The following is a 25,240-nucleotide window of genomic DNA, read 5'->3' as shown; positions in this document are numbered from 1 at the left end:
CATGCAGATCGAAAGCAATCTGTCAGCACGATGCGCATTCACGCACGATCTGAAGGAAACTGAACCCGTGCGTATTCTGCGGGCTGCGCGGACCTGTCCGCGAACGCTCGCTAGCAATGGGTTGCGCCGTTCGTTCTGACCGCCACCGGGAAAAACAGGATGGACGTGACTGCGCAAATAGCTGGACGCTTCGCTTTATCGCTCCATGTACGACAAGTTGTCAAATGCGGTCTTTCTCGCCTCACAAACGCCATTGTCAAAGGTGATCCTACATGGCCTCGACCTTCAGTCTCGACAACATGCCGGTTGCAAAGCGGTTCGGCTATTTCCGTGACGTCGTGGAATCGTTCTATATTCCGATTGGTCTTCAGTGCGATACGCCCGAACGATTCAATGCATGGGTCAAGGGCGACTCGCTGGGGCCGGTCGACATCGGCACCTGTTTCCTCGCCGAGCAACGAGTCAGCAGAAAGATGGAACACATCGCGCGCTCGCAGGACGATCGCATCAAACTGATCATGCCGCTCTCAGGTGCCATTGCGGTGTGTCAGGACAACAATCACGCGGTGGTTCGCCCCGGCCAGTTCTATATCACCGACCCGACGCGAGTGTACGAGGAACACATTCTCGAAGGCCTGACCTTCACCTACATGCTCATCCCACGCGCGGCTATCGCCGGTAAGATCGGCGACACTGCGAAGATTACAGCGACGCCTCTGGACTACGATCTTCCGTACGCTCGACTCGCAGCGGACATGATGCGCAGTCTGATATCGATCAGTAGTTCGATGGAAGGATTCGAAGCAGAACAGGCGGGCGCCATTGCAGCGGATCTGGTGACGATGGCGCTATGGGAACGAATGGACAAGGTGCCCACGCATGGAACGGCACACCGCACAGCGCAATTCCAGCAGGCGAAAGCACTGATCGAGCAGAACCTGACGAATGGTGAACTGAGCCTGGCAGGAATTGCAACACAAATGGGCTTATCGACCCGGTATCTGAGCGGACTTCTTTCGGAAGGCAATTTGCACTACCAGCGCTATGTCCTGGAGCAACGACTCGCACGCTGCAAGCGACATCTGGCCGATCCCAGGCTGGCCCAACTCGTCATAGCCGACATCGCCGCGCGGTACGGCTTTGTCAATGGCGCACACTTTAGCCGCGCGTTCAAGGCAATATATGGCGTGTCACCGCGGGACTATCGTTCAGCGGCACTAGCCGGATTCGTCCGGCCAGATGAACCATCCGCAAGCCCGAGAGGCGATGAACAAGTGTTAGCGCAGTAATATCCCTCGGGAGATCGTCCGCCGTTGTCGCGCCCTGGCTCACGTTCAGCCTGGTCCACGCCTCGCGCGCCTCGGCGGTCACTGCTGCATCAGGGCGCGTCCCGCCGCGACAGAGAGCGCTGGATCTCACCCATTGGTTGAACCCTTTCGCCGTCGGACGTCGTCGGGGGATATGCCGTACGCTGCTTCAAATGCTTTGCGAAAGCAGCCAATATGCAGCCAGCCACCCATCGTGCTGATGTCATGTACGCTGTGAGCGGCGAAACGCGGATCTGACAGCATACGAAAGCATCGCGCCAGCCTGCGCTCCTGCACATAAGCGTGAAATCCGGAACCGGCCTGCGTCGTCAACCGCTGCACTTCTTGCGCCGGAATGCCGAGTGCCGCCGCGACTGTCTCTACAGATAAACTGTGATCCGCCGCGCGCTCGTCGATAAAGAGCCTGATCCGCAGTAACAGCTCCGACGAATCCGCGGCGTTCGTTAGAGCCGGCGCTTTGGCATGCGCGTTAAACGCGAGTCCTAAAAGACTCAGCACATGCGCAGCTATCTGTTCGGACTTTGGACCGGAAAGCTCATCCCATACGGTCGACAGGCTGCGAATGAACTCAATCGCGAGGCGCGCGTGCGGTTGATCCACGGAGTGCGCGAAACCTGTGACCTTTTCGGTCGAGCCGATTCTGGCAACGACGTCCTCGCGAGGCAGAAGCATCCACAGGAAATTGCAGTTCCTGAGCGTCAGCTCTTCATAAGGACGCGTGGGGTCTACAACAGCGAGTTGTCCAGGTCCGATCAGCGCCTCCTTGCCATCCTGTCTCAGATGGATTCCGGCGGTTAAAGGCATCCAGATACCGATGGGGTCCGCTGCGGAACGGCCGATGTGATACGACGTTCGCGACACACGCTGCGCTTCACTCAGAAACGCTGAGCCGGCGAGGAGTGGTCCGAGTGGACGTCCGTCCCACTTCGCCGTGAAGGTCTCCGTTTCTTCGCAGTCGACCGACACCGGCACATGCAAGCTTTCAGATACATCGTGCCAGTACTCATACCGCTCGGAAGCCGGGAGATCGTTAAGATCGAATCTCGAATGCATGGACGGACTCCTCCAGCGGTGATGGTTCTGTTCGAGGTGCGGCAATGCGCTTCGCTTCCCAAGACAGGGCTGCGTTCCCACGCGACGAAAGGATCATTTTCCTTACACGGCGCAGTTCGGGGTGAAGCCAACGCTCGCCGGTAACGTTGCCATGTTCGATTGCCTGATCCACAATCTTCAGTGCGTTCCCCGCGTCGCCACACTTCGCAAGCGCCTGGCCATACCGGCACAACAGCAAGGTCAGCGGCGCGCGAAAGCCCGTTTCCGCCAGACGCTCAATAGCGGTCGAAAAGAACCGTAGTCGGCCGGGATCCGGCGATGCCGTGGCGGCAACGCATTGTTCATAACACGCGCAAACCGCAATCCATATAGGAAAGGACATCCGGGATGCCCTCTCGCGCAGACCGGCGATCGCTTCGCGCGCTCGCGCCATGTCATCCGACAGGATCGCCAACGGAATAGTCGCTTCGACCAGGACGTAGCACGTCACCGTCTCGCTGTCGCAATCGATCGCGGCCTGGAGGGTCGACTGAGCCAATTCCAGGGCGCTTTGCACTGATCCCTGAACCCAAAGGACACGGGAGAGCGTCGCGCGCGCCACGATTCCATGTTCGTGTTCGATGCGGAACCCAGTCGCACTCCAGCGATGCACTGATTGATCGTAGGCGGCCAGCATCTCCTCGAGTCTGGCGCGAGCCTGGTCTTGATCGCCGAGGTAATGCAGCGTAATCCCTTCAATGCCCATGCCAAGCAGAGATCGCGTCACCTCTTCCCGTCCGCGCGCCAGGTCGCTGAAGCGTTGAGCCATGAGCAATGCGGCCTTGGGCTCACCGCCACACTGATGCACGTTCCACAGGCCCCATAAAGCGCGCGCCTCGTAGTCGGCATTCCGCTGTAACACCGCATCGGCATAGAGATTCATCCATGCGTGCCGGGCTTCCTGGCCGGGACCATTCGTGTAGACAAGTCCAGCGGCCAATGCCGTGCGCAGTTTGAGTACAGCATCTGGCGGAATTGCACCATCCATTGCCGGGTTATAAACTGCCAGCGCCTGTTTTGCACGGCTACAACATTCATTCAACAGTGGCAGGTCGAATAGATACGGGACGCTCACCGACGCGAGCGCAACGCCTGTCAACGGATCGCCCGACGACGAAAACGACCACTCGAGCGCTGCGCGAACGTTGTCAAGCTCGCAGGCAAACTCCGCCAGCCTTCTCTCATCCGTTCGTTCGGTCCCACTGACCGGAGCATCGGCGAATAACGTCAGCAAATACCTCGCGTGCATGGCTGAAGCCGCGTTTCGCTCGCCGTTGTCGTCAAGCTGCTGCAAAGCATAGTCGCGCGTGGTTTCGAGAAGATGATAGCGCCGGGTATTGCCATCGAGTTGAGCGGCGACCATCGATTTACTCACCAAACCGCAGAACGCGTCGAGCGTCTCCCAAACGGACACGTAACGGTCCATGATGAGAAAGCTAATAGCATCGAAAGTGAAGCCGCCGACGAACACGCCCAGGCGACGAAACACAGACCGCTCGATATCACTCAACAGGCGATAACTCCAATCCAGCGTCGCCCTCATCGTCTGATGTCGTGGCGGCGCAGTCCGGCAACCACCGGTAAGAATCCGTAGACGGTCTTTGAGACGATTGCCAAGCACCTCAATGCCAAGTACAGCGGCTCTCGCGGCGGCTAGTTCGATTGCCAGCGGGATACCGTCGAGCGCGCGACACACAGCACCTATCAATAGAATGGCCTTCTCGTCCGCCGTAAATTCGGGCGCGACTGCCTTTGCCCGCGCAAGGAAGAGTTGTGCCGCTCCGGTCAGCAGCACGGCGCCTTCTGTGCTTCCCGCCTCGGGGACATCAAGCGATGGAACCGGATACAGCATTTCATCAGGTATTCGTAGCGGCTCGCGGCTCGTCGCCAGGACGGTGTGGCCGGAATTTCGCAACATCAACGCAAGATTCGCCGCCGTACCGACAACGTGTTCGCAGTTATCCAGCACGATGAGCAACCGCTTACCATGCACCGCGTCGACGATCGTACTGATTGAAAGCGGCGCCCTCGATTTTTTCATGCGCAGCCCCGTGGCCGCCGCATCGAGCGCAAATCGCTCATCTGTTACCGCTGAAAACGATATCACCGCCACGCCGTCGGGAAACGCGGGGGCGGCTTTTCTGGCTACCTCGATCGAAAGGCGTGTCTTGCCGATCCCGCCGGTACCGACCAGCGTCACCAATTCACGGCGTTCCAACACGGCCAGAACTTCCGCCAGCGTCCGATCGCGCCCGAACAGGTCCACGATGCTTTCGTTTGATGTGCCCTGCGAGTCGTTAGTGGATGCGACGAGGGCGACAGGCGGCGGCATATCGCGCGCGCGCTCCTCAGGGACCGGGTCTGCGCATTGCAATAATCGATAGCCACGACCTGGAACCGTTCTAATCAATTGACTGCTGGCACCGAAAACCTTTCTCAATGCAGAAATTTGCACCTGCAGGTTGTTCTCTTCCACCACGGTTCTCGGCCAGACAACACGCAGGATTTCGTCTTTCGACACCAGTGCCCCATTGGCACTGTTCAAAAGCTCCAGGATGTCGAAAGCGCGCGAACCCACGCGCAACGGAGTCCCGTTGTGGCGCACTTCGCGCAACGCGAAATCGATCTCCAGATCACCAATGCGTAACACGGCAGCCTCCTGTCGTTCAGACACATGCATACGCGGCGGCCAATAAAGACGTGGCGGATGACACGCTAATCCGTTCGCTGCCCGTCCAATCCAGCGGCAGGAAGGCAAACCGATTGTGCTGCGGCGGTCGAGTGAATCGTAACGAGTTGAATCCGCGCTGACTTGTATTGAGTTCGATGGAAACTTGACTCAACCGGAACAGCGCGTGGGCTGTTGAGGTTCACGCATTGCGCGGCCGAACGAGGTACCGGCCCCCCAGCAACGAGGGCGGAAGGGGCGTCAGGCTGTTTCGAAGTGGATTCTAATTTCCGCGCTGCCGGGATTCATCGCGCAGTATCCGCAGATCAACGTTGAATTGGGGCTTACCGACCGGCAGGTCGACGTCATCGACGAGGGAGTCGACTGCGTTGTACGGGTGGGCCAGATCGCGACGCGCGTTTGATTACTCAGCGCCCTCTTCCTCCAGCACAATTCGGTTATCGACCGACTGCACATTGGGGATCCGTTTGGCGGCATCACCCGCGAGTTGGATCTGTGAGTTATCCGGCACCGTTCCCACCAGAGTAACCGCCCCTCCCTTAACCAGCACCGCGATATTGCTGGAAATCAAGCCCTTCGTGGCATAAAGCGCATGGCGGACAGCTTTGGACAATTGTCGGTTCTGTGCACGGATCGCAGATTTGCTGTTGTTGCCGATCGGTTGCGGCGCATTGGTATCGCTAGCGCCCTGAGCGAAAGCCAGATCCGCGCTGAGTAACGCGGCGAGGCCGCACGTCACGATAAAGGTCGAGAGTCGCACCATATTTTTCCCCAAGGTGGGTTGATCAATAACCCGCGATTCGCAGAAGCTCTGCGCTGAATAACGGTACAGATTGCGCTTGCAATGATGGTAGAGATTCTGGTCTCACACTGCTTAAATCTTATTAAAGTTCGCGAGGGATGCCCGCACGTTTAACAGTGAGTCCGATCAATTCCGCAGCGCCCGAACGCGTCCCGCGCAACATGATGTGGGGCACCTTGAACGATTGGCACGTAAGGGTGCGCTGCACGTCCTGTGGTTGGCCGGATGAGGCGATTTTTTCAGGTTCTGCCCGGGGCCGACGGATGCAGACGTTGGGTGAGCCGATCGGCGCCGTGCCCTTTCATAATGATTCAGCTTTTTTAGTACGCCAAACGAGATGCTTTCGAATAAGCTCGACGCGATGACATGACCCGGCGTCGTGTTGCGCTTTGGCGGAGATAAGAATGAGTGAGATCCTTTCCATCACGGTTCCAGACGGGACGTTTTCGGCATATGTTGCGCACCCTACCCAGCAACCCGCGCCGGCAATCGTGGTGCTGCAGGAAATATTCGGCGTCAATCCCGACTTGCGGCAAACGACCGACGAACTCGCCGCACTCGGTTTCATCGGCATCTGTCCGGATCTGTTCTGGCGTCAGGCACCGAATGTCCAGCTATCGGACAAGACCGATTGGGACAAGGCGGCCAAACTCTACGAGGCGTACGATGTCAATCAAGGCGTTCAGGACATCGTCGCGACGGTGCAGGCAGCGCGAGTGCTCTCAGGTGCAACAGGCAAGGTCGGTGTGGTCGGTTTTTGCCTTGGCGGCTTGATGACGTTCCTGACCGCGGCACGATCCAACGTCGAAGCGGCGGCCTGCTATTACGGCGGCAGAACCGAACAGTTCCTATCCGAAGCGCCGAATGTGGCTGCGCCTCTCATCATGCACTTCGGCACCGAAGACGAGTACATCGCCAGTGATGCTCAGCGAGCAATCAAGGACTCGGTTGCGGGAATGCCCAACGTAGAGATATTCACCTACCAGGGCAGTGCACACGCTTTCTCGCGGCACAACGGCACCAAATATGATGCGACGGCAGCAGCACTGGCCAATGGCCGCACCGCCAGCTTCTTCAAGACTCATCTCGGCCTCGCATGAAGCCATACCGTCGAGCCGTCTTGCGCGCCTCGACGGCTTCCATCGGAATGGCGCGCTTCTTCAGAACATTTAACCTGACCAACCTCGTTCGCATCTGCCGGCCGCGGCATACACTGGGCCTATGCGATCGGGCTTTCGTACGCAAACATTCCGGCAACGTCCGGCTCTGCGTCGACAGAGTTTCACCCGCGCATCCCCCAGGGCGAAATGTTTCGCTACGAGCCTGGGACCACTCCGAATTTCTGTCGAGGCCATGCATGAACGATCTCACGAACGCTGTCGAGCGAAGAAAGGCACCGCTGAACACGCCGAGCGCCCTCTCCGAAGAGGCGACACGCGACATCTCCGCCGAGCTCAATGCCCTGCTCGCGGACACGATGGCGCTGTACATGAAGACCAAGAACTTCCACTGGCACATGTCTGGGCCTTACTTCCGCGACTATCATCTGCTGCTCGATGAGCAGTCAGACCAGATTTTTGCGACTACCGACCCAATCGCCGAACGTGTCCGCAAGATTGGCGGCACGACCATTCGCTCCATGGGTCATAGCGTGAAATTGCAGCGCATTCTCGACAACGATGCCGATTTCGTCACGCCGCCTGACATGCTCGCGGAATTACGCGAGGACAACATGTCGCTCGCACGATACATGAAAGGCACTCATGCACTATGTGACGAGTATGGCGACGTCGCGACCGCGAGTTTGCTGGAACAATGGATCGACGAGGCCGAACGCCGCACGTGGTTCCTCTTCGAATCCGGGCGCTCGGGTTAAGCGGCGACAGAGGGTAGTCAACCTCAGACGAGCGACTCCCCTCGCCGCTTCCAACCAAGGCTATCAGAAGCGCAATATGGATCATGCCGCTCAATCCCGGACCGTCATTATCGGCGGCTCGCTTAACGGCCTGTTCTCAACCCACTCCGTGTTTTAAGGACAATTTATCTAGCCTCAGAACATCCCGTGCACAATGGGTGGTTGAACTGATTTATCCATACACCCATGACATTACCCCGGGAATCTGCGGATCGTGACAATCGAAAGCAGCATCGTCCAGCCCTTCTCGCCGCACGATCACACATGATGACCGACCGACTCGCCCGGTTGCGCTATCTCGCGGTGCTTTGGCTCTCAGGCTGCGCCGCCCTGAGTGGCGCGACCTGGCTATGCTTCCGGCTTGGGTTCGACTTGAGCGCAACAGGGTTTGTCTTCCTGATTGTGATCGTACTGCTGTCTCTCATGGACAGCTTGATATCTTCCATCATCTTCTCCATTCTAGCCTTAGGTTATCTAAACTATTTCTTTTCGGAGCCGCTCTTTACGTTTCAGATCGCCTACGAACGGGATTTTCTTACGCTGGCGGCTTTTCTGATCACGTCACTAGCCATCACTACACTGGTCAGACATATACGGCGGCTCGGGAATGCACAGCGCGAGCAAGCCCGGCTCCTCGATCTCGCTCACGACACAGTTTTTGTTCGCGACATGAACGACGTGATCACCTACTGGAATCGAGGCGCTGAGGAACTTTACGGGTGGAAAAAGCGCGAGGCGATTGGCAAAACCTCTCACCATCTCCTCCAAACCCGTTTCCCCGCTCCCCTTGACGAGATTAACGAAACGTTACTGTGCAGCGGGTCGTGGGAAGGCGAACTCGTCCACACGAAGCGCAACGGCGTGAACGTCATGGTGGAAAGCCGCTGGTCGTTGCAGCAGGCCGAAAGCGGACGGCCGCTCGCGATTCTCGAAACCAATAATGACATGACGGAGCGTAAGCGAGCTGAAGATGCGCTACGCCGAAACCAGGCACAGTACCTCGCGGAAGCGCAGACGCTGAGCCTCACCGGCAGTTTTGGCTGGAACGTCTCCCAGGAAGAAATCTTCTGGTCCGATCAAAGCTTCAGGATCTTCGGGTACGACTGCGCAACCGGGCCCACGATCGAAATGGTACTCGAGCGCACGCATCCAGATGACGTTGCGTTCGTTAAGCGGATGATCGATCAGGCAGCAGAGACTGGGCAAGATTATGACTTTGAACATCGATTGTTGATGCCTGACGGCTCCATCAAGCATCTTCACGTCGTGGCGCATGCGGTAAGGGATGACCCCGCCACACGACGGTTTGTCGGCGCGATAATGGACGTTACCGCGGCCAGACTCGCGGAGCGACAGTTGCGTGAGGTCCAGGCAGAACTCGCCCACATCACGCGCGTGACTGCTCTTGGGGAACTGAGCGCATCGATTGCCCACGAAGTAACCCAGCCACTCGCTGCTATCGTGACCAACGGCGAGGCCTGTCTGCGATGGCTTGGCAACCCGATCCCGTCTCCGGAGGAAGTGCAAGCCTGCGTGGAGCGTATGATCGCCGACGGCAAGCGCGCGGCCGAAACCGTTCGGCGCGTCCGCCAGCTCATCAAGAAGGGGGGCTCACAGAAGATACCGTTGGATCTCAACGATGTGATCAATGACGCTGTGTCCCTGGTGCAGCACGAGGTCCTGAGTCACCGGGTTTCGCTGCGCCTCAAACTCGCCCCTGAGTTGCCTCCCCTGTTCGCCGACCGGATCGAACTTCAGCAAGTGATCCTCAATCTGGTGATAAACGGCATTCAGGCAATGGATGCCTTGAGCGACAGGCCGCGTGAACTACTGATTGCAACGCTGCAGGATGAGAACGGTTACGCCGTGGTCGCCGTCCATGACGCCGGCAACGGGATCAAGCCAGAGAGCGCAAATCAGCTATTCGAGCCATTTTTCACCACGAAGCCGGACGGCATGGGAATGGGACTGTCGATTTGCCGGTCAATCATCGAAGCCCACGGGGGGCGAGTTTGGGCATCCAATCATCCGAGGCAGGGTGCTGTCTTCCAGTTCAACCTTCCTCCGATCAACGCGAGCGAGTCGTGATGAGTGAGTCGCGGCCCTCGCTGAACCGTCCACGTCGCGATCATGGCGTCAAGGCGATCCCAACGCCAAGTTAAGCCAATGCGCCATTGTGCCGGCATCAACAGGTTTGGGGAGAAACGCCAGCACACCATCCTTCTGGATTTTCGCGCGAAGCGCGACCGGAGGGAATGCTGAGATAAAGAGGGTCGGCGGTGTGTATCCGAGCATCAGAAGCTGATCATGCATCTCGATCCCTGACATACCTGGCATTCGTACGTCGGAGATCAGACACGAGGTTGCACCGAGGTCACCGGATTTCAGGAACTCTTCCGCCGACGCAAATATGCGAGTTTGCCATCCGAACGACCGCACCAGACTCGCCGTGGCCATCCGGACCGACTCGTCATCGTCGACGATACAAACAATCTGAATAGCGTCCACGCAGCGGCCCCGGTTTTCGAAAATGCTCTACAAACACGCGGATTTCCAATCGGGCGCGTTCAATCAGACAAGAATAATCCACAAGACTCTGACAGAAAACCATACGAATGTATAACAGCTAGCGCTGGCGCGCAGTTGCGCCTGCCGCTTGAGCTTTACGATTGCTAACGACACTGTACGGTCAGCTCTTACGGCCAACAGCAAGCTCGATCGAATCAAGCAATACCTCTTCCACAAAGGGTTTGTGCAGAAAACTGACCGCGCCGTGCTGCAGCGCCTCGCGCACCACCTCATCGTCGCCATGCGCGGACATGAACACAACAGGGATACGCCGTTGTTCAGCGTTCAGTTGCCGTTGCACTTCGAGACCCTGCATGCCTTGCATGCTAAGGTCGAGCAAAACACACAGCGCATCGTCGACCATCGGGGAAGCGAGAAATTCCTCTCCCGATGGAAAAGTCACCGTCGCATAACCCACTGCTTTAAGAAGGCTTCCGACGCTATTTCGTATCGAGGCGTCATCGTCGACGATGCAAACAAAGCTCATAGCTGCCAATACTCCCAGTGCGCCGACGTTGTAACAGAGACAAATCAACGCGATGCGACGGATTCCGTCGCAAGGTCGTTACCGAGCGTCGCGGCCCTGAAACCGCGCCTGCAAGGCTGCTCGTAAAACCGCGCCAGATAGGCCGCGCTTCTCGTCAACACTTCATCTGCCTCGTCCGATTGCTGCAGTTTGCGCAGGGCATATTCGCGCGTCGTTTCGAGCAGGAAGTATTCTTTGGTCCTGCTGTCGAAGGTTGTCATGACGACGCATTTGGAGGCCAGGCCGACAATCGCCTCCGTCACATCGTTGGGCGACAACCGTCCACAAGCTGCGACAGCACATGCCGCCTCCAGGGAAAATCTGGCCGGAAAGATCCCGAGCCTGTGCAGCACGATCCGCTCCGTCATGCTGAGGAGCTGATAGCTCCAGTCGAGCGCAGCCTCCAGCGTCTGCTGCCGGGGCGGCGCAGTACGGCGGCCGCCCCTCAGAAACTGGAACCGGTCATCGAGCTCGGAAACCGCCCTGCGAATGCCGAACACTGCCGCACGGGCCACTGCCAGTTCGAGAGCAAGTGGCACGCCGTCGAGCCGGCGGCAGATCGTCGCAACCATCTCGAGGCTGCCAGGGTCGGTCTCGACATCCGCATTGACTGCACGCATCTGCGCCAGGAACATTCTTACCGAACTGCATGCCAAAGTCGCCTGCGGACTGGCCTCGGTATCCGGGGTGTCAAGCGGCACCACCCGATAGAATTTCTCGTCCCGAGTTCGCAACGGCTCACGGCTCGTCGCCAGAATGCGCAGGTCCGCGCTTGCCTGGACGAGCAGCTCGCAGACGGTTGCCGCCGACTCGATCACATGCTCGCAGTTATCCAGCACCACCAGCAAATTACGTCCCAGGACCGCGGCGACGAGCGACTGTCGCGGAAACTCGTCATCGGCACGGCCAACGCCCAGCGCTTGCGCGATCGCGCTCACAACGCCCTGGGCATTTTCCACTGCGGCCAGTGTGATAAAGCACGCTTCCATGTCCGTCGCAGCCGCGATTGACCTCGCCACCGCGATGCCGAGCTGCGTCTTGCCGATGCCTCCCGGCCCGAGCAAGGTGACAATCGGCGTCCCGCTCAGGGCCCGCGTGATGTCAGCAATTGCACCCTCGCGCCCAATCAATGGGGCATGGCAGACCGGCAGGGCGTTCAGGCGCGCCGCGCCCGCCTGAACGCCCTGCACGGCTTCGGGCAACGCGGCTGGCTCATCCCCCTCGGTCGGAACGGTGAGCCGGTAGCCCCGTCCCGAGATCGTGCGAATCGCGTGCTTGTCATCACCAAAGATCTTCCTGAGCGCTGACAGTTGGACATGAATATTATTTTCCTCGACCACCGAATTCGGCCACACGCGTCGAAGGATCTCGTCTTTCGTGACAGTCTTGCCCTTCGCCTCGATCAGCAGTTCGAGGATATCGAATGCCCTTGACCCGACCTGGAGCAGCCGATCATCCTGATACGCCTAGCGCGTGTCCAGCAACACTGTTACTCGACCGATCTTTATCATGCTGCACTCACGGCTGGTTGATTAGCGGGACGGGCAGTTCGATGACTACACCCTTTGCACTCACGTGGCCGGTGCGAGGCTCGCGTCGTTAGGACCACACTTAATTGGGAGATTGATCCAAAGTTATGACCCGGAGGGGTACAGTGCCTGCGCCCCCACTCGTCCAACGACGAATCGCAGCGCCCGCGGGATTACGCCTCCTCGGGGTAGATGCCCGCGGACACAAGACAAACGAATGCCGTTGCCTTTAAAACGCACTCCACAGAAGACAGCATGAATCCCAGCGGAAACACCCGGAATTCGGCTGGCAGGCCGAATGCAACGGCCATCAAGCCGATCGTGCAAAGAAAAGCGTAGGCCAGACGCGCTGAACGGCTTCCAGCAAGAACGAAGAACACGAGCGCCAGCCATAGACACTTTGCAGCAACGCAGCACACCGCCTCCCGCGTTATCCGACTGAACCAGACCTCAAATGGAAGCCCGCAGACCGACCAGACGGCTGTAGCGACGACGACCCTTCGTGTCCATTGCCCGAGAGCTGGCTCAGGCGCTGACGGACCGGCCGCAGACCATGCCTTCATATCGACCAGATCGGTGTCCGGCAAAAACGCCTGATCGATTCGATTCATGTCGTGCTGTGTGTTGTCCAGATAGCGCATGATGATTCTCCAGGTTTCTTCTCGGACTCTGGCGCAAGGATTGCAGGGACCTTGCCACCAACCTTCGTGCGATGTCTCTGCATTGAAGACATTATTCGACGACATGATCCGCCGATCTTTTCAGATCGCCTGCGCGGTTTCGAAAACGCACGGTGCGCAAGGAGACGCGTTCGGCGCGCGTGGCAACCGGCGTGCGAATCTGAAACGGGCGGGCGTTTGAACAAGAACCGTGCTCGACGGTAAGCCATGATTTCACCTCATGTTCGTCAACGAACGTCAAGTCACGCTTCGAACTGCGGGAGTTCATCATGCATCTCACCGGCGTACTCGATCTGTCACGCGCCCAGTTCGCAATGACAGCCATTTTCCACATCATGTGGCCGATTCTCACGATCAGTCTTTCGGCCTTCCTCGTCCTGATCGAAGTGTTGTGGCTGCGCACCGGTAACATCAACGACTACCGGCAAGCGCGCTTCTGGAGCAAGCTGCTAGTACTGAACTTCGCGGTGGGTGTGGTCAGCGGCATCCCGATGGAGTTCCAGTTCGGCACCAACTGGGCCGGTTTTTCCCGTTACAGCGGCCAGTTCTTCGGCAATATCCTCGGCTTCGAAGGCGCGATGGCCTTTATGCTCGAGGCGGGGTTCATCGGCGTGATGCTGCACGGTTGGGGACGCGTGCCGCGCGGCGTGCATCTCTTCGCCACCTCGATGGTCGCGCTGGGTTCAAGCATCTCCGCGTTCTGGATCATGGTCGCCAACTCGTGGATGCAGACGCCGGCTGGCATTACGGTCGAAAACGGCAAAATCGTCGTGACCGATTACGCGGCCGCGATCTTCAATCCGGATATGGTCTGGGGCGTCACGCACATGTGGGTTGCGGCGATCGAAACCGGCATGTTCGTGATCGCCGGTATCTCCGCGTGGAACCTCTTCAAACGTCGCAATCCGGAATTCTTCGCACGCTCATTCAGGATCGCGCTGCTGGTGCTCGTATTCGCCGCGCCGATCCAGATCTGGCTCGGCGATTCGAGTGGCGGTAGCGTGTTCAGGACGCAACCGGCAAAAGGCGCGGCAATCGAAGGGAACTGGATCACGAACAAGCCCGGCACCGGTGCGTCATGGTCGTTGCTCGCCTGGCCGAACCAGACGGAGCAGCGCAACGACTGGTCGATTGAAGTGCCGGGCATGCTAAGCATTCTCAGCACCCACACGCTGCACGGCCAGGTCAAAGGTCTCACCGATTTCCCGCCGGCCGACCAGCCGCCGATGATTCCACTGCTGTATTACGCGTTCCGTGTGATGGCCGGCATTGGCTTCGCTTTCATGGCGCTGGCGTTCTGGACCGCATACGTGCTGCGCAAGACGCATGGCGACCTCGAGCGCCTGCTCGCTCAACGCAAGCTGCTGCTCGCATGGGTACTGTGCATTCCCCTGCCCTATGCGGCGGTCGAGGCCGGCTGGATTGTGCGCGAGGTAGGCCGCCAGCCTTGGGTCGTCTACGGGCTGCTACGCACGAAAGACGCTGTGTCGAACGTGGCGCCGTCGTCGGTGACCCTGAGCATGATGATGTTCTTCGCCTTCTACGTGGTGCTGCTGCTCACCTTCTTCGTGCTCGCGCGCAACTGGCTGCGCACGGGTCCCGATCTCACGCTGACTCCGCCCGTGCCAGTCAAAGCTGAAGCAGCCGCGGCCGTCACCGGCTACTAACCCATTCCCGTTACGAGGCAATCGCATGGACACCTCGATTCACACGACGCTCGCCTTCATCTGGTTCGGCCTGATTGGGTTGATGCTGGTGTTCTACGTGGTCACCGACGGCTTCGACCTCGGTATCGGCATCCTCAGCCTGCTACGCAAACGCCGCGAGGATCACGACGTGATGGTGCAGACGATTGGCCACGTCTGGGACGCCAACGAAACGTGGCTCGTTGTGCTCGGCGGTGCGCTTTTCGGAGCGTTCCCCGAGGCGTATGCACTGCTTCTGCAGGCGCTGTATCTACCGGTCATGGCGCTCATCGCCGGTCTGATCATGCGTGGCGCCGCCATCGAATTCCGCCACAGCGTGACGCTCGGTCCATTGTGGGACAAGGTGTTCGGCATCGGCAGTCTGATCGCCGCAATCGCCCAGGGTGTGGTGCTCGGCAAGGTCATCACGGGGCTGTTGCCAGGCGAACTGAGTGGCCTGTTCGTCACCGTTTCCGCAGTCGGCGTGGTGGCCGGCTATTCACTGCTCGGCTCGACCTACCTCGTCAATAAGACCGCGGGGTCGCTCGAACAATGGGCCCGCCGCCTCGCGCTGCTGAGCGCCTTTATCACGGTCGCCGCGGCCGCGCTGCTGACCGTCGCGACCTGGTTCATCAGCGCCGTCGGTCACGAGCGCTGGACCCAACCCGGCGTGTTTCATCTGCTGATCGGGCTCGGCGCGGCCGCGGCGTTCGCATTCGCGTGCGTCATCGGTTCCCTGAAAACGGGAAGCTCGCGCGGGCCGTTCCGCGCGTCGGTCGCGCTGTTCTTCGTGTCGTTCATTGGGCTCGCAGTCAGCCTCTTTCCCGACTTCATTCCGGGCAAACTCGGCATCGTTGAAGCGGCATCCGATTCGTCGACGCTCGTGTTCATGCTGATCGGGATCGGACTCATCTTTCCGGTGATGGTCGGCTACAACCTCTACCAGTACTACATCTTCCGCGGCAAGGTACTGACCGCTTCACACGCGGCTGGGCGAGCGTCATATTAAGCGCACGAAGCCCAGCCCGGTCCTTTACAGCAAAGCCGACTAAATCGGCTTTGCTGCCACTGAAGCAGAGCGGGTGGGAAGTCGAACGGGGTTTAGCAGAGTTCAAACGGAGATCGCCAGCAGCAGCCTGTGGCAACGAGCAAGGCGTTGCCACAGGCGTCCAACTGGGTATCGGTCAGAGCGAAACGGCATTGTCGAGCTCGGCGCGCAGAATCATCGCACCCGTGTTGAGCGGCGCGGGACGGCAAGGACGGGGCTTGTAGATCGCGTCGCCCGGCTGGATCGCGCGTCCGCTCATGGCGCAAACGCCGAACACGCGTGCACGGCTTGCGTGCCAGATCTGATCGCCATAGGAACAGCGGGTCGGGTCGCGCCATATGACCGTCGCGGTAGACCGCGACGGCCGGTCGATCACATGGACCTGAACTTCAAAACGTTGCCCCATGACCGGCAAGTCGCAGTTCTTGCGGCCGTTCCGGGCGACCGTCGCGGCCAGTTCGTTGACGCAGGCGTCGGTGTCGCCGGACAGGACGGACAGCAAACCGAGGGTTTGCATCCAGGGATCGGTGAAATTCGCTTTCGCCAACATGATTGCACTCCTGTCTCGGATAATCCAGTTGATTATCGAGGCGGCCCCAGGGGCTGCCCGTCGAGCCACCCCGGCAACGCGCGCGGTTGTGCTGCTCAAACGCCGTCCTGTACGTGCGCCGGGATGACGTCGTCGCCATGGCAATCTGTTTAGCGATCGACATTTGCTTTCATCCTCCAGCAATAAGGGGGCTCTCCTACAAGGCGTTTGAACACTGTCGTAAAGTGAGCCTGCGACCGGAAACCGCAGCTCAGCGCAACGTCGAGCACGTTGTGTCTCGACTCGACTAAAAGATGTTGTGCGTGTTCGATCCGGCGCCGCAACAGATATTCGTGCGGACGCATGCCGGTCGCGCGACGGAATTGCGAAGCGAAATGCATGCGCGTCAGCCCCGTGCTGCTGGCGATGTCGGCAAGCCCGATCGACTCGGACAAGTGCGCGTCGACGTATTCAATCGCACGGCTGAGCCGCCATGGCGGCAATGCACTCGCTTCGCGGGTCTGCCGTTCCACAACCGTGAAGTGACGCGCGATCACACGCGATACGATTGCCAGACTGACGCTGTCGGTGAAGACCTTGCCGAGCGCGGCGTCGTCAGACTGCGACACCGCAAGGGCCTGACCGAGACATTCAAGCGCAGGGTCGCGCACGAGCTTCGGATCGTCGATACGGATATCGCCCGCATGCGGGTGGCCGAATACGTCCTCGAAGCATTCGCCTAACACCTGCTGGCTGACAAATAGATGCAGTACGTCGCCTGGTGACTCGAACACGGCGCTGCACGGCACCTCCGGTGCAGTGATCTGCACCGCTCCCGCAGTCACGCGCCCTCGCACCAGCGTCCTGCCTGCGTGAACGAAGGTCACCGACGTGCACTTCAGGTTCATGGCGACGCAATGAAGTGCGTCGCTACCCGGATTGACGACCTCCAGCGGCTGGGTATCGTTACGGGTCCAGCGCGACACGAGAATATCGCTTCGCTGCGGCGCGTTGGTGTGATCTTCGCCGGGCGTGCGCCATTGATGCTCCACGGCGATCGGGCTGCCCCGGCTCCTCTGCACGACGTGCGTAGCGGGCAACGTCAACGAGCTGATCATGATCTGGTCATCCGATTGAGTGGTGAGACAGTGTCAGGTTGATCCGGCACCGTATCGACTCCAAGGTATCGCACCGGAAAGACTCCAACTAGCCCTACATACGGTTGCTCGCCATGACCAATGGTTGGGTCGACTCATATCGAGGTTTAGTCATGCAGCAAAGGATGCGGACACACGCCACCCGGCCTGGCTGTGGCGAACACCGGAGCATGTCGGATCGAGACAGGATAGAAGTGGTTCTTTTGCGAGAAGCGATGAGCGACCTATACGCAGGTATGAGATCGATCCCCGTCATGACCGGGTGAACCCCGGACCGCCCCGCACGATGCGCTCAGGAACGTGAGCTACGCGTCGGCGTCGCCATGCCTTGTGGTGGCTTGATACCCAGCGCCTCAGCCTTCAGCACAAAGTCGGCGAGTGAACGTGCGCCCATCTTGCGCATTGCCTGACCGCGATGAATCTTCACGGTGATTTCGCTCAGATTCATTTCACTCGCGATCTGCTTGTTCATCAGCCCGGCCACCATAAAGGCCATGACCTGGCGCTCGCGCACGGTCAGCGATTCGTAACAACGCCGCAAGTCCGCAATGGACCGACTGACCTCGCGCCGCTCCTCGTCGCTGGCCAGCGCCTGCGCGACAGCGTCCAGCATGTCCTGGTCGCGAAACGGCTTGGCAAGAAAATCCTTCGCACCGGCCTTCATGGCTTTGACCGTCATCGCTATATCGCCGTGTGCGGTCATGAATACGATCGGCAAACCGAGATGACTTGCCGCGATCTGTTCCTGCACGGCGAGCCCGCTTTGACCTTTGAGGCGAACATCGAGGATCAGACAGCTCGGCACGTCCGGCATGTCGTAGGCGAGGAATTCCTGCGCTGAGCCGAAGGTTTCGACACCGAGTCCGACCGAGCGCAGCAACGTGCTGACAGCCTCGCGCATCGACTCGTCGTCGTCCACGACATAGACCATGGTGTGGCCCGCGTTGCTGCCGGCATCGTTACGCACATCACTGCTCATGACACATTCCTTCATCAACGGGCAGGATGAACTGCAGCACCACGACCAGGTAGAACACCCCTACCGCGATATCAAGGAGAGTTAGCGCATCGATCCCGAACACGGTGAGCGCGATCACGGCGGCGAGCGTCGACACGACGCGGACGTCGGGACGCACCGTGGGGGAAGCAGGTCGGCAATTTTTCATGGCGGGCGGGTCAACAGGCCGCCAACCGACGATTGGCCGGAATGGACCAGACAAACCTGGACATGGGCGTTCGAAGCGGCGTTCATTGACGAATACCGGAAACCTGTCCATCTGGCTGACAGCCTGAATGGCTGTCAGCGCGCATGACACTCAGACCTACCGGTGACCGATAGCTTTTAAGCTGAATGTGATCATGCGCGAGCCCACGTCAAACGCGGTACTTATTTTTCCTTAATCATTCCAAATTCGCTGCTGCGCGGCTGCCGCCCCCAGCCGCCACGCACGCGGGCGTCAGTGATGACCGTAGTCCTTGCGCGCCACGGGAATGGTGCGGACCTTCGCGTACTGGAAAGCCGGCATCGACTTGACCGCCTCGCGCGTGGCGCCCGCCCACACGAGCTTTCCGTTCAGGTAGTCCAGTTGCGACAGCGGAATCGCTACGTCATGCTGCGACACGCCGAGAAACTGATGAGCCGCCACGATCGCGAACGATGACGCATTATCCGGCGCGATGATGATGTCGTGGAGCACCCCGACTTTCTCGCCACTGTCGTTATAGATGCTTTTGCCCAGCAGACTCTTCGTTACACTCCAGCCATCGACGATGAGCTGCGACTCCTCCACGGTGATGCCAATGGTCTGCGCGCCTGCGACCTGTGCGCTCGCCGACTGGCACACCGCACCAAACGCCGACGCGGCCAGAAATACAAGTGCCCACTTTGCCTTCATCATTATTTTCTCCAGGAAATGCGTTGGTTTCAAAACGGTAAGTCGCAACAAGGTGACTGCGCTGCGGGATATGGCCTGCTCACGTCGCGCCGACCATTACTTTGAACCCGTTGCGCTCGCGGTGTTTTCGAATTCGCACGGTGTCGGCATTCACGTATTCAGTAAAAAGTCCTCCCGCTCCCCTACTTCACCCTATACGCGCGGATTAGCGGCGTGAATGCATTGATGAATGCAGCACCCGTATGTAGGGATGGCGCAAGCTCGCCGCTGATCGTATTGTCTTTACATCAGGTAAGACGTGTTGCCCAGTTCAACCGGATCCAGGAGCCAAGCGACTATGGACAAGATCTTCAGCATGCGCGTGTTCTCGCGGGTCGCGGAGACCGGCAACTTCAGCGTGGTTGCAAGACATATGGAGTGCAGTACCGGCAATATTTCTCGCGCGGTAGGGTCGCTCGAGGAGCATCTTCATACGCGGTTGCTGCAACGAACGACTCGCCACGTCTCGCTTACCGAGTGCGGCGAACGGTACTACCGCCGCTGCAAGAAGATTCTGGCCGACCTCGACGACGCGGAGTCGGAGGCGAGCGATGCCCACACGCTGCCTCGCGGCAGATTGCGAGTTCACGCCGTACCCGACATTGGTCTGAAACAGCTGACGTCCACCATCGTCGAATACCGGCAGGCCTTCCCGGCTGTCTCCGTCGATCTGAAACTGCTGCCACGAATGGCGAATCTGATCGAGGACGAGTTCGATGTCTCAATCGTATCGGCATCGGCGCTGCCGGACTCTCGCAATGTGAGCAGGATCATAGGGCGCTGCGAGCGAATCCTGGTCGCCGCGCCGAAATATCTCGCGCGGCATCACATTGCTACGGTGAACGATCTGCCGAACCACACACTCATGCACACCAGCTCGAGCTTCGATCCGCTCTCCGGGTGGCTGGCTGAAATTGCCGGGCATGCTACAGCCGGCGCCGAGCTGGCCGGGCAATTCGTCGTCAACAGCATGCAGGCGCTCAGAGTCGCTCTGCTCGAGGGCGCCGGGGTCGGCGCGGTACCCACTTATTCAGTCGTGGACGAGATTAAAGAGGGAAAACTCGTTCAGCTATTTCCGAAGTACCCGCTTCAAACAACCAACGTTTTTGTCATTTATCCCTCTCGCCAATTCGTCGACGCGAAGATAAAGACGTTCGTCGAATTCGTGACCGTGTCGTTAAAGGAAAAACTTGATTTGCGCATTGAGAATCTGGCGGCGGCAGATTCATCTGGGCATGCCCAAGCGATGCTGCAATCCTGATTCCGGGAGAATTGATGTAGCCCATGCTATTCGTTCTTTCCAGAAGCCCCCTTCAACTCGACCAGTCCGATCCCAGTATCAGTCCGCAGAAATTCAAGCGGCGATAGTTGGGATCCCACCGGTCCAGCACATCGGCATTCACCGTTCCAAAGGTCGTCTCCGGACGATGTTCCATACCAAGCGCATAGGCTTCGATGATCTTCTTCTTGAAACCCGATTCGCGCGGATAAGCCTGCAAAATTTCATCGCGCTGCTGTACGGCTAATTCGTCGCGGCGGGCGCCCCGAACATCCATTTGCACGCCGGCGCTGACCAGCGCAACCAGCGGCGACATATGTTCCGGAATGCCTGGTGTCGTATGCAACGCGATCGCCACCCATACTTCGTCGATCAAACGATCGACGATGACGTGCTGTTGCAGAAAATCGCGCGCGGCATTCGCACCGTCCACCTCGAACCGGTATGGCGAGCGCCGATACTTCACGTTCAGGCCGGCGTTGTGAAACATCACAGCGACATAGAGCAACTCCGCGTCGAACATCAGGTTCTCGCGATATCCGGTCAGCGCACCGAACAGAAATGCTCTTAGCGAATGATGAAACATCAATTCTGACTCGGCACCCCGGATCTGATCGGTCGCCGCCTGAGCGATGACACCATCGGGAATATCAATGCCGGCAATGGTTTTCTTCATCTCAATTCCCTCGTGTCGCCCCTGCCCCTGGTGTGCCTGTACACGCATGCCAGACCGGCACCGCAGCGAGGCGCCGTTAGGACCGTTCGGCGTCCAAAGATGTTGGCTGGGGAGTATTGGAACTCATGGCGATCCTCATAGGAAGCGCTCCGCCCTCAAGATGCGGAGCCTTTCCGGAAAAGCGGGCGCTCGAGGCGATTGCTTCCATAAAGCATACGGAAACGGGCAGCGGCCGGCATGCGGAACAGGTTGCCGATGCACGGCCCTCGAATCCCGCCGCATCCACCGGCACGTTCGTGCCGGTGGATGCTCAATAGATCCGAGCCAGGCGCGACATCCATTCTATCGACGGCCTTCTAAAGAATCCTTCCCGCACGCCTTAATAGTTCTTAAAAAGATGTTCGGCAGGAAGGACCCGCTCATCCCAAGCCTGGACCTCGCCGCCGAGGTCTCAGAACATTTCACATTTTTTGCAGGACTTTATGTGCGCTGCATTCCTACACTTGAATCAACCGTAGTCACGAACGCAATTTGCACCTGGCGACTCAGTCGATGGGACCCACATGAAGACAACACATAGGGCAGCAGCGCATCGCGCGGCGCCATGCGTAACGCCGTTTGAGCGGAATCGCGTCCGTTGAGGCGAGCATGCCTACCTGGCACGGGCGCGTCCCTCGTTCAGCCTTCGGGGGAGGTGTGAAGCCGAGCTTCCAGAAACTGAACTAGCGAGCGCACTTTGCTGGAGTGACGGCGATTGGGCAGATAGGCGGCATAGACGACTGCATCGCCTTGATGAGGGCTCGCATCGAAGTTCTCGAAGAGACGCATCAGGCGTCCCGCGCGAACCTCGGCGCCGACCAGCCATTCGGGCAGCAAGGCAATGCCGCGTCCCGCTATCACCGCCTCAAGCAGGAGGTCGAGACTATTCGACAACAGATGGCCACGCACCTCGACGCGCTGCTCGACGCTGTCCCGCCGGAAGGTCCAGACCTGGCGGGTACGGTAGCCGCCGCCGTACGCGACCCGAAGGCACTCGTGGGCGTCGAGCGCCTGCGGCGTCTGAGGCGTGCCGCAGCGCGCCAGGTAGTCGTGGCTTGCCACGATGTAGCGCTGATTGTTCTCCAGCTTTCTGGCGATCAGGTTGGCGTCACGGTCGGGCAGCCCGATCCGGATTGCGACGTCGATCCGGTCGAGCGCGAGATCGACAAAGTGATCGGCCACGACAACGTCGAGGAACAGGCGCGGATTCTCGGAAAGGAATGCCGCAAGATGGGGCGCGAGCCGCAAGCGGCTGTAAGTGGACGGTACCGAAATTCTGAGCGAACCGACCGGCGACGCGCCACTGTCGAAGACGCTCTCGTCCGCTTCGGCCAGATCGTCGAGCACCTTGCCGACCTGCTCGACGTACGCAATGCCGGCGTCGGTGAGGCTGACCTTTCTCGGCATGCGGGTCAGCAGAGCAGTACCCAGCGAGACCTCCAGCGCATCCATCAGACGCGTGACCGATGACGTGGCCACCCCCAGCCGCTGGGCGGCCTTCGAAAAGCCGCCGGCGTCAGCCACTTCCAGCAATGTAGTCAGGGCAAGGAGCTTGTCCATGGTCGGCCTTGATAACGGTTTGGTTGCGTCACACGCAACGCCGGATTGCATTTTAGACCTATTCACCAATATTCACGCAACGAATAAGCTGCATCCGTTACCTAGTGAGGGGTGCAACGTGCAAGCCATTCAGGTCGAGGTCAATTACGACTTCATTTGTCCGTGGTGCTGGATCGGCCAACGGAATTTCGCCGCCGCGCTCGTCGAAGCCGGCGTCGGCGCTGCCGTATCGATTCGCTATGTGCCGTTCGAGTTGAACCCGGCCATGCCAGTCGAAGGCATGGACAGGCGCAGCTATCGGAGCCGCAAATTCGGCAGCTGGGCGCGCTCGCAAAGCATGGACGCGCAAGTCGCGGCCGCCGGTCTGACGGCGGGCGCGCAGTTCAATTACGACAAGGTGCTGCGCACACCGAACACGCGTCTCGCGCATCGGCTGATGCAGTTCGCACAAGCACGCAATGAACCGCACAAGACCGCTGCGCTTTACCCGGCCATCTTTGCCGCCTACTTCTCGGAAGGCCGCGACATCGGTTCGCTCGACACGCTCGTCGCCATCGCCGCCGAACACGCTTTCGACGCGGCCGAAGCGAGCGCGTATTTGCTGTCCGCCGCCGGCAATCAGGAGATCGACGCGGCGCGCGCGCGAGCCGACAGGCTCGGCGTGCAGGCCGTGCCCACCATCCTGATTGACGGCGGGGTCATCAGCGGCGCGCAGCCGCCCGTCGTCTTTGCCAACGCACTGCGTTGCGCCAGGCAAAGGAGCGCAGCATGAGATCACTTTAGAAGCCGCGCGCGGTCGTGATCGGTGGTTCGCCTGGCGGCCTGCTCGCAGCTACCACCTTGCGGGCGGCAGGCTGATGACCGATCTGGGCATTTCGCTCGGCAACCGGGTAATGAACATCGCCCGCTGATATCCGCATTTCCAGTTCTTTTACATCGAGGAGTTTTCATGTCAACCCAGGCATCCACCACTGCGGGCGGCACAGGTCACGTCAAAATGACGCGCGGTCTGATCGCGTTGTTCGCGTTCTGCTGCGGCGCCATCGTCGCGAACCTGTACTACGCACAACCGATCACCGAACTGATCGCACCGGACATTCACATGTCCGGAAACACGGCGAGCATGATCGTTTCGCTCACGCAGATCGGCTACGCATTCGGCCTGTTCTTTCTCGTGCCCCTCGGCGACCTGCTGGAGAACCGCAAGCTCATGATCACCACCGCGCTAGTCTCGATCGTGAGTCTCGGCGCCGCGGCTTTCGCTCATCAACCTGGCTGGTTCCTCGCGATCTCGCTGCTGGTGGGATTCAGCTCCGTGGCCGTGCAGATTCTGATCCCGCTTGCCGCGCACCTTGCCCCGGACGAGTCGCGCGGCAAGGTGGTCGGCACCATCATGAGCGGCCTGCTGCTCGGCATTCTGCTGTCGCGTCCAATCTCCAGCATGGTGGCCGGACACTTCGGCTGGCGTGCGGTGTTCGGTTCCGCAGCGGTGCTGATGGCGATCGTCACCACTGTGCTGGCGCTCACTATTCCGTCCCGCCAGCCGGATCACAAGGCCACCTACTTCGAGCTGATCGGCTCGCTCGGCCATCTGGTCCGCACCATGCCGGTTCTGCGTCACCGCTCGTTCTATCAGGGGCTGATGTTCGCTTCGTTCAGTCTCTTCTGGACCGCGATCCCGGTCGAGTTGACGCGGCATTTCGGACTCTCGCAAACCGCCATCGCCATCTTCGCACTGGTCGGTGCGATCGGCGCAACCTCGGCGCCGGTGGCCGGACATCTGGCCGATCGGGGTCATACCGTACGCGCGACGCTGATTGCACTCGTGGTGGGTGCCCTCGCTTACCTGCCGGTGTTGATCCATCCGGCGTGGGGCGTGTTCGGGCTCGTCGCGACCGGCATCATCCTCGATTTCGCCGTGCAGATGAACATGGTGCTCGGCCAACGCGAAATCTATGCGTTACATGCGGCAAGCAGAAACCGCCTGAACGCGCTGTATATGACCAGCATCTTCGTCGGCGGTGCGTTCGGTTCGGCGCTCGCCAGCCCGCTCTATGAACACGGTGGCTGGCCGCTGGTCGCCAGCGCCGCCACGGCCTTCCCGCTCATTGCACTGGCGCACTACTTCGCGATCGGCCGTCCGCACGCCGCTCGCATCGCTTGACTGCGGCGTCGCTCAGACACCCGGACGGTACGCCGTCCGG

Annotated in this window: 23 protein-coding genes; 9 read left to right on the top strand and 14 right to left on the bottom strand. The window is 59.5% G+C overall.

Going from position 1 to position 25,240, the window contains the following annotated elements; all coding sequences use genetic code 11:
- The first annotated feature begins 299 nt into the window (after window positions 1-299).
- Window positions 300-1,289 (top strand): AraC-like ligand-binding domain-containing protein, encoded by a 990-nt coding sequence (locus tag PQQ96_RS04095; RefSeq protein ID WP_408289101.1) that lies wholly within the window; start codon window positions 300-302, stop codon window positions 1,287-1,289.
- A 126-nt stretch (window positions 1,290-1,415) separates the two neighbouring features.
- Here PQQ96_RS04095 and PQQ96_RS04090 read toward each other — a convergent pair whose 3' ends face one another.
- The 3 genes from PQQ96_RS04090 to PQQ96_RS04080 all read right to left on the bottom strand — a co-directional run bounded on the left by PQQ96_RS04090 (window position 1,416) and on the right by PQQ96_RS04080 (window position 5,872).
- The gene (locus PQQ96_RS04090) at window positions 1,416-2,426 is read right to left on the bottom strand and encodes an AraC-like ligand-binding domain-containing protein (RefSeq protein ID WP_408289098.1); all 1,011 of its coding nucleotides are present in this window, start codon (window positions 2,424-2,426) and stop codon (window positions 1,416-1,418) included.
- Window positions 2,359-5,070 (bottom strand): ATP-binding protein, encoded by a 2,712-nt coding sequence (locus PQQ96_RS04085; protein WP_408289096.1) that lies wholly within the window; start codon window positions 5,068-5,070, stop codon window positions 2,359-2,361. Before PQQ96_RS04085 ends, PQQ96_RS04090 begins: the two co-directional genes overlap by 68 nt.
- Before the next feature lie 442 nt (window positions 5,071-5,512).
- Window positions 5,513-5,872, bottom strand: coding sequence for a BON domain-containing protein (locus tag PQQ96_RS04080; protein WP_408289093.1), 360 nt, complete (start codon window positions 5,870-5,872; stop codon window positions 5,513-5,515).
- A gap of 443 nt (window positions 5,873-6,315) precedes the next feature.
- Between PQQ96_RS04080 and PQQ96_RS04075 the strand changes: the two genes are divergently transcribed.
- The 3 genes from PQQ96_RS04075 (at window position 6,316) to PQQ96_RS04065 (ending at window position 9,914) form a co-directional block, all read left to right on the top strand.
- Window positions 6,316-7,011: a dienelactone hydrolase family protein gene (locus tag PQQ96_RS04075; protein WP_408289090.1), complete on the top strand. Its 696-nt coding sequence runs from the start codon at window positions 6,316-6,318 to the stop codon at window positions 7,009-7,011.
- Window positions 7,012-7,268: 257 nt separating this feature from the next.
- The gene (locus tag PQQ96_RS04070; protein ID WP_408289088.1) at window positions 7,269-7,787 is read left to right on the top strand and encodes a Dps family protein; all 519 of its coding nucleotides are present in this window, start codon (window positions 7,269-7,271) and stop codon (window positions 7,785-7,787) included.
- 303 nt (window positions 7,788-8,090) lie between these two features.
- Entirely contained in the window at window positions 8,091-9,914 is a 1,824-nt protein-coding gene (locus PQQ96_RS04065; RefSeq protein ID WP_408289086.1) for an ATP-binding protein, read from the top strand.
- Window positions 9,915-9,962: 48 nt separating this feature from the next.
- Here the strand turns inward: PQQ96_RS04065 and PQQ96_RS04060 are convergent, their stop codons facing one another.
- The 4 genes from PQQ96_RS04060 to PQQ96_RS04045 all read right to left on the bottom strand — a co-directional run bounded on the left by PQQ96_RS04060 (window position 9,963) and on the right by PQQ96_RS04045 (window position 13,090).
- Window positions 9,963-10,334 (bottom strand): response regulator transcription factor, encoded by a 372-nt coding sequence (locus PQQ96_RS04060; protein ID WP_408289083.1) that lies wholly within the window; start codon window positions 10,332-10,334, stop codon window positions 9,963-9,965.
- A gap of 181 nt (window positions 10,335-10,515) precedes the next feature.
- The gene (locus PQQ96_RS04055) at window positions 10,516-10,881 is read right to left on the bottom strand and encodes a response regulator transcription factor (protein ID WP_408289374.1); all 366 of its coding nucleotides are present in this window, start codon (window positions 10,879-10,881) and stop codon (window positions 10,516-10,518) included.
- 44 nt (window positions 10,882-10,925) lie between these two features.
- Window positions 10,926-12,368, bottom strand: coding sequence for an ATP-binding protein (locus PQQ96_RS04050; protein ID WP_408289371.1), 1,443 nt, complete (start codon window positions 12,366-12,368; stop codon window positions 10,926-10,928).
- 254 nt (window positions 12,369-12,622) lie between these two features.
- Window positions 12,623-13,090 (bottom strand): hypothetical protein, encoded by a 468-nt coding sequence (locus PQQ96_RS04045; RefSeq protein WP_408289080.1) that lies wholly within the window; start codon window positions 13,088-13,090, stop codon window positions 12,623-12,625.
- Window positions 13,091-13,398: 308 nt separating this feature from the next.
- Here PQQ96_RS04045 and PQQ96_RS04040 point away from each other — a divergent pair, with 308 nt between their 5' ends.
- Both PQQ96_RS04040 and PQQ96_RS04035 read left to right on the top strand, forming a co-directional pair.
- Window positions 13,399-14,796 (top strand): cytochrome ubiquinol oxidase subunit I, encoded by a 1,398-nt coding sequence (locus PQQ96_RS04040; RefSeq protein ID WP_408289077.1) that lies wholly within the window; start codon window positions 13,399-13,401, stop codon window positions 14,794-14,796.
- Between the two features lie 25 nt (window positions 14,797-14,821).
- Entirely contained in the window at window positions 14,822-15,823 is a 1,002-nt protein-coding gene (locus PQQ96_RS04035; protein ID WP_408289074.1) for a cytochrome d ubiquinol oxidase subunit II, read from the top strand.
- Window positions 15,824-15,998: 175 nt separating this feature from the next.
- Here PQQ96_RS04035 and PQQ96_RS04030 read toward each other — a convergent pair whose 3' ends face one another.
- The 5 genes from PQQ96_RS04030 to PQQ96_RS04010 form a co-directional block, all read right to left on the bottom strand.
- Window positions 15,999-16,412, bottom strand: a complete 414-nt coding sequence (locus PQQ96_RS04030) for a DUF3331 domain-containing protein (RefSeq protein WP_408289071.1) — start codon at window positions 16,410-16,412, stop codon at window positions 15,999-16,001.
- A gap of 149 nt (window positions 16,413-16,561) precedes the next feature.
- Window positions 16,562-17,509: a helix-turn-helix domain-containing protein gene (locus tag PQQ96_RS04025; RefSeq protein WP_408289068.1), complete on the bottom strand. Its 948-nt coding sequence runs from the start codon at window positions 17,507-17,509 to the stop codon at window positions 16,562-16,564.
- A 331-nt stretch (window positions 17,510-17,840) separates the two neighbouring features.
- Window positions 17,841-18,527: a response regulator transcription factor gene (locus tag PQQ96_RS04020; protein WP_408289065.1), complete on the bottom strand. Its 687-nt coding sequence runs from the start codon at window positions 18,525-18,527 to the stop codon at window positions 17,841-17,843.
- Window positions 18,517-18,825: a hypothetical protein gene (locus PQQ96_RS04015; RefSeq protein ID WP_408289063.1), complete on the bottom strand. Its 309-nt coding sequence runs from the start codon at window positions 18,823-18,825 to the stop codon at window positions 18,517-18,519. Before PQQ96_RS04015 ends, PQQ96_RS04020 begins: the two co-directional genes overlap by 11 nt.
- 180 nt (window positions 18,826-19,005) lie before the next feature.
- The gene (locus tag PQQ96_RS04010) at window positions 19,006-19,443 is read right to left on the bottom strand and encodes a PRC-barrel domain-containing protein (protein WP_408289368.1); all 438 of its coding nucleotides are present in this window, start codon (window positions 19,441-19,443) and stop codon (window positions 19,006-19,008) included.
- A gap of 337 nt (window positions 19,444-19,780) precedes the next feature.
- Here PQQ96_RS04010 and PQQ96_RS04005 point away from each other — a divergent pair, with 337 nt between their 5' ends.
- Entirely contained in the window at window positions 19,781-20,743 is a 963-nt protein-coding gene (locus PQQ96_RS04005) for a LysR family transcriptional regulator (protein ID WP_408289060.1), read from the top strand.
- A 52-nt stretch (window positions 20,744-20,795) separates the two neighbouring features.
- Here the strand turns inward: PQQ96_RS04005 and PQQ96_RS04000 are convergent, their stop codons facing one another.
- Window positions 20,796-21,437 (bottom strand): HD domain-containing protein, encoded by a 642-nt coding sequence (locus tag PQQ96_RS04000; protein WP_408289057.1) that lies wholly within the window; start codon window positions 21,435-21,437, stop codon window positions 20,796-20,798.
- A gap of 678 nt (window positions 21,438-22,115) precedes the next feature.
- Complete coding sequence (locus PQQ96_RS03995; protein WP_408289054.1) at window positions 22,116-23,036, bottom strand: LysR family transcriptional regulator; 921 nt, start codon at window positions 23,034-23,036, stop codon at window positions 22,116-22,118.
- A gap of 118 nt (window positions 23,037-23,154) precedes the next feature.
- On the opposite strand from PQQ96_RS03995, the gene PQQ96_RS03990 reads away from it, so the two are divergent.
- Both PQQ96_RS03990 and PQQ96_RS03985 read left to right on the top strand, forming a co-directional pair.
- Window positions 23,155-23,808: a DsbA family oxidoreductase gene (locus tag PQQ96_RS03990; protein ID WP_408289052.1), complete on the top strand. Its 654-nt coding sequence runs from the start codon at window positions 23,155-23,157 to the stop codon at window positions 23,806-23,808.
- A gap of 177 nt (window positions 23,809-23,985) precedes the next feature.
- Complete coding sequence (locus PQQ96_RS03985) at window positions 23,986-25,200, top strand: MFS transporter (protein WP_408289049.1); 1,215 nt, start codon at window positions 23,986-23,988, stop codon at window positions 25,198-25,200.
- The last annotated feature ends 40 nt before the right edge of the window (window positions 25,201-25,240 follow it).

Source organism: Paraburkholderia sediminicola, from assembly GCF_046027825.1.
Classification (GTDB): Bacteria; Pseudomonadota; Gammaproteobacteria; order Burkholderiales; family Burkholderiaceae; genus Paraburkholderia; species Paraburkholderia sediminicola_D.
The sequence above is the reverse complement of the archived record's forward strand: the minus strand, read 5'-3'. Positions and strand labels throughout refer to the sequence as shown.

Coding starts and splice junctions, on each gene's coding strand:
- PQQ96_RS04095 (WP_408289101.1), top strand. CDS start 300: ATGCCGGTTGCAAAGCGGTTCGGCTATTTCCGTGACGTCGTGGAATCG.
- PQQ96_RS04080 (WP_408289093.1), bottom strand. CDS start 5,872: ATGGTGCGACTCTCGACCTTTATCGTGACGTGCGGCCTCGCCGCGTTA.
- PQQ96_RS04075 (WP_408289090.1), top strand. CDS start 6,316: ATGAGTGAGATCCTTTCCATCACGGTTCCAGACGGGACGTTTTCGGCA.
- PQQ96_RS04070 (WP_408289088.1), top strand. CDS start 7,269: ATGAACGATCTCACGAACGCTGTCGAGCGAAGAAAGGCACCGCTGAAC.
- PQQ96_RS04065 (WP_408289086.1), top strand. CDS start 8,091: ATGATGACCGACCGACTCGCCCGGTTGCGCTATCTCGCGGTGCTTTGG.
- PQQ96_RS04055 (WP_408289374.1), bottom strand. CDS start 10,881: ATGAGCTTTGTTTGCATCGTCGACGATGACGCCTCGATACGAAATAGC.
- PQQ96_RS04045 (WP_408289080.1), bottom strand. CDS start 13,090: ATGCGCTATCTGGACAACACACAGCACGACATGAATCGAATCGATCAG.
- PQQ96_RS04040 (WP_408289077.1), top strand. CDS start 13,399: ATGCATCTCACCGGCGTACTCGATCTGTCACGCGCCCAGTTCGCAATG.
- PQQ96_RS04035 (WP_408289074.1), top strand. CDS start 14,822: ATGGACACCTCGATTCACACGACGCTCGCCTTCATCTGGTTCGGCCTG.
- PQQ96_RS04030 (WP_408289071.1), bottom strand. CDS start 16,412: ATGTTGGCGAAAGCGAATTTCACCGATCCCTGGATGCAAACCCTCGGT.
- PQQ96_RS04025 (WP_408289068.1), bottom strand. CDS start 17,509: ATGATCAGCTCGTTGACGTTGCCCGCTACGCACGTCGTGCAGAGGAGC.
- PQQ96_RS04020 (WP_408289065.1), bottom strand. CDS start 18,527: ATGAGCAGTGATGTGCGTAACGATGCCGGCAGCAACGCGGGCCACACC.
- PQQ96_RS04015 (WP_408289063.1), bottom strand. CDS start 18,825: ATGGACAGGTTTCCGGTATTCGTCAATGAACGCCGCTTCGAACGCCCA.
- PQQ96_RS04010 (WP_408289368.1), bottom strand. CDS start 19,443: ATGAAGGCAAAGTGGGCACTTGTATTTCTGGCCGCGTCGGCGTTTGGT.
- PQQ96_RS04005 (WP_408289060.1), top strand. CDS start 19,781: ATGGACAAGATCTTCAGCATGCGCGTGTTCTCGCGGGTCGCGGAGACC.
- PQQ96_RS04000 (WP_408289057.1), bottom strand. CDS start 21,437: ATGAAGAAAACCATTGCCGGCATTGATATTCCCGATGGTGTCATCGCT.
- PQQ96_RS03995 (WP_408289054.1), bottom strand. CDS start 23,036: ATGGACAAGCTCCTTGCCCTGACTACATTGCTGGAAGTGGCTGACGCC.
- PQQ96_RS03985 (WP_408289049.1), top strand. CDS start 23,986: ATGTCAACCCAGGCATCCACCACTGCGGGCGGCACAGGTCACGTCAAA.